Below are 3,068 nucleotides of genomic sequence, written 5' to 3' on the forward strand. Positions count from 1 at the left end.
GACATCTTCCGCTCCTATGTGAAATCCTACAAGGACCTGCCGCTCAACCTCTATCACATCCAGTGGAAGTTCCGCGACGAGGTGCGTCCGCGCTTTGGCGTCATGCGCAGCAGGGAATTCCTGATGAAGGACGCCTATTCGTTCGACCTCGACTTCGAGGGCGCCAAGGCGGCCTATAACCGTATGTTCGTCGCCTATCTGCGCACCTTCGCGCGGATGGGGCTGCAGGCCATCCCGATGCGTGCCGACACCGGCCCGATCGGCGGCGATCTCAGCCACGAATTCATCATCCTCGCCTCGACCGGCGAAAGCGAAGTGTTCTGCCACAAGGATTTCCTAAAATTCGACGTGCCGGGCGCCGATGTGGATTTCGCCAATGACGTAGAAATCGCCGGGATCGTCGATGCCTGGACGACGCCTTACGCGGCGACGGACGAGATGCACGACGAGGCCGCCTGGGACGCCATTGCCGAAGGCGAGAAGGTTTCCGCGCGCGGCATCGAGGTCGGCCATATTTTCCACTTCGGCACCAAGTATTCAAAGCCCATGAACGCCTCGGTCACCGGACCGGACGGCAAGGAGCACTTCGTGTCCATGGGATCCTACGGCATCGGCCCGAGCCGCCTTCTGGCGGCGATCATCGAGGCGAGCCACGACGAGAACGGCATCATCTGGCCCGAAAGCGTGGCGCCCTTCGATGTCGCGCTGATCAACATGAAGGCGGGCGACGAAGCCTGCGACCAGGCTTGCGGAACGCTTTACGAGCAGTTGCAGGCGGCCGGCAAGGATGTGCTTTACGACGACACGGACAGCCGCGCCGGCGGCAAGTTCGCCACGGCCGACCTGATCGGCCTGCCCTGGCAGGTGATCGTCGGCCCGCGCGGCGTGGCCGGCGGGGAAGTGGAAATCAAGAACCGGGCGACCGGCGAGCGCGAGACCCTGCCGCTCGACGCGGTGGCCAACCGCCTGGGCGCCGGGCGCGCATGACGCGTCGGCGCAGGCTTCAGCCCACGAGGTGTGATGATGAGTGACGCCGCCACCAGCCAGCCGGGCGCCGCCACGGCGCCGGCTGCCCCGAAAGGCGCCGGGCCGTTTTCTCACTTCGAACGGCTGATCGCCTGGCGCTATCTCCGCTCGCGCCGCAAGGAGACGGTGATTTCGGTCATTGCGTCGATCTCCTTTGTCGGCATCATGCTCGGCGTCGCCACGCTGATCGTCGTGATGGCCGTCATGAACGGTTTTCGCGCCGAGCTCCTGACGCGCATATTGGGGGTCAACGGCCATCTGATCGTCCAGCCGGTCGACATGCCGCTCAACGATTACGATGCCGTGGCCAAGCGCATCGAGGGCGTTGCCGGTGTGCAACTCGCCCTGCCGATGGTGCAGGGGCAGGTGCTGGTTTCCGGCCGCACGGGTGCCGGAACCGGCGCCATCGTCCGCGGTGTCAGGGCCGACGATCTGACCCGTCTCGATCTCGTCTCGAAAAACATCCGCGATGGGTCGCTGGTCGGTTTCGCCGCCGGCGAGGGTGTGGCGATCGGCACGCGCATGGCGCAGAATCTCGGCCTGGCGACGGGCGAGACGGTGACCCTGGTGGCGCCGGAGGGCGACATCACTCCCTTCGGCACGACACCGCGCGTGAAAACCTATCCGATCGTGGCTACCTTCGAAATCGGCATGTCGGAATATGATTCCTCCATCATCTACATGCCGCTCGAAGAGGCACAGCTCTTCTTCAACGCGGAAGGTCTGGTGCAGTCGATCGAACTGTTCGTCGATGATCCCGATGCCGTGGAAACGATGCGCCCGGCGGTGGAGGAAGCGGCCCAGCGCCCCGTCCTCCTGTCCGACTGGCGGCAGCGCAACAGCACCTTCTTCTCCGCGCTCGAGGTGGAGCGCAACGTGATGTTCATGATCCTGACCATGATCGTCCTGGTGGCGGCGCTGAACATCATTTCCGGCCTTGTGATGCTGGTGAAGGACAAGGGGCATGACATCGCCATCCTGCGCACCATGGGCGCGACGAGCGGCGCCATCATGCGCATCTTCCTGATGACCGGGGCGGCCATCGGCGTCACCGGCACCATTGCCGGCGTCGTGCTCGGCGTGGTCATCTGCTGGAATGTCGAATCGATCCGCGAATTCTTCTCCTGGCTGTCGGGAACGACGATCTTCGATCCGGAACTGTATTTCCTGAGCCAGTTGCCGGCGAAGATGGAGGCGGGCGAAACCATCTACGTCATCGTCATGGCGCTGGCCCTGTCCTTCCTGGCGACCCTGTTCCCGGCGTGGCGGGCCTCGCGGCTCGATCCGGTCGATGCCCTGAGGTACGACTGATGGGGTCGGCCATTCTCGAATTGAAGCAGATCGAGCGCAGCTATCGCCAGGGCGCCGACCGGCTGACCATTTTGCAGGACGCCGATTTTTCGCTGACGCCGGGGGAAATGGTGGCGCTTGTGGCGCCGTCCGGCGCCGGCAAGTCGACGCTCCTGCACCTGGCGGGCCTGCTGGAATCCCCCGATGCCGGCGAAATCATCATCGGCGGCAAGGCCTGCGGCCGGCTGTCGGACGATGCGCGCACGGCGATCCGCCGCAATGAGATCGGGTTCGTCTACCAGTTTCATCATCTTTTGCCTGAGTTCACGGCCGAGGAGAATGTGATGATACCGCAGCTGGTGACCGGCATGGCGCCGGCCGAGGCGAAGATCAGGGCGCTGCAATTGCTGGATTATCTGCGCGTCGGCCATCGCGCCAGCCATCGGCCGACCGAATTGTCGGGTGGCGAGCAGCAGCGTGTCGCCATTGCCCGCGCAGTCGCCAACGCGCCGCGTATCCTGCTCGCCGACGAGCCGACCGGAAACCTGGACCCGGTGACGGCGGGCTATGTCTTCGACGCACTGGAAGCGCTGGTGCGTCAATCGGGGCTGGCCGCGCTGATCGCCACCCACAATCACGATCTGGCCCGACGGATGGACCGTGTGGTGACGCTCGAAGGCGGCAAGGTCATTCCTTTCAAGCACTGACCCGAGGCTGGCCCGAGGGCGCTTTGGTGCGCCGCCGGAACAGGC

Annotated in this window: 3 protein-coding genes; all 3 read left to right on the forward strand. The window is 64.5% G+C overall.

The genetic code is table 11. The annotated features are described in order from the left end of the window. On the forward strand, positions 1–987 hold a 987-nt coding region (locus tag AB843_RS24480; RefSeq protein ID WP_048649544.1), incomplete at its 5' end, for a proline--tRNA ligase. Positions 988–1,023: 36 nt separating this feature from the next. Further along, positions 1,024–2,337: a lipoprotein-releasing ABC transporter permease subunit gene (locus AB843_RS24485; RefSeq protein ID WP_048649546.1), complete on the forward strand. Its 1,314-nt coding sequence runs from the start codon at positions 1,024–1,026 to the stop codon at positions 2,335–2,337. Next, the gene (locus tag AB843_RS24490) at positions 2,337–3,023 is read left to right on the forward strand and encodes an ABC transporter ATP-binding protein (protein WP_048649545.1); all 687 of its coding nucleotides are present in this window, start codon (positions 2,337–2,339) and stop codon (positions 3,021–3,023) included. The genes AB843_RS24485 and AB843_RS24490 overlap by 1 nt, the downstream gene beginning before the upstream one ends. Positions 3,024–3,068 lie beyond the last annotated feature (45 nt).

The organism is Nitratireductor soli (genome assembly GCF_001050155.1).
Classification (GTDB): domain Bacteria; phylum Pseudomonadota; class Alphaproteobacteria; order Rhizobiales; family Rhizobiaceae; genus Nitratireductor; species Nitratireductor soli.

Coding starts and splice junctions, on each gene's coding strand:
- AB843_RS24485 (WP_048649546.1), top strand. CDS start 1,024: ATGAGTGACGCCGCCACCAGCCAGCCGGGCGCCGCCACGGCGCCGGCT.
- AB843_RS24490 (WP_048649545.1), top strand. CDS start 2,337: ATGGGGTCGGCCATTCTCGAATTGAAGCAGATCGAGCGCAGCTATCGC.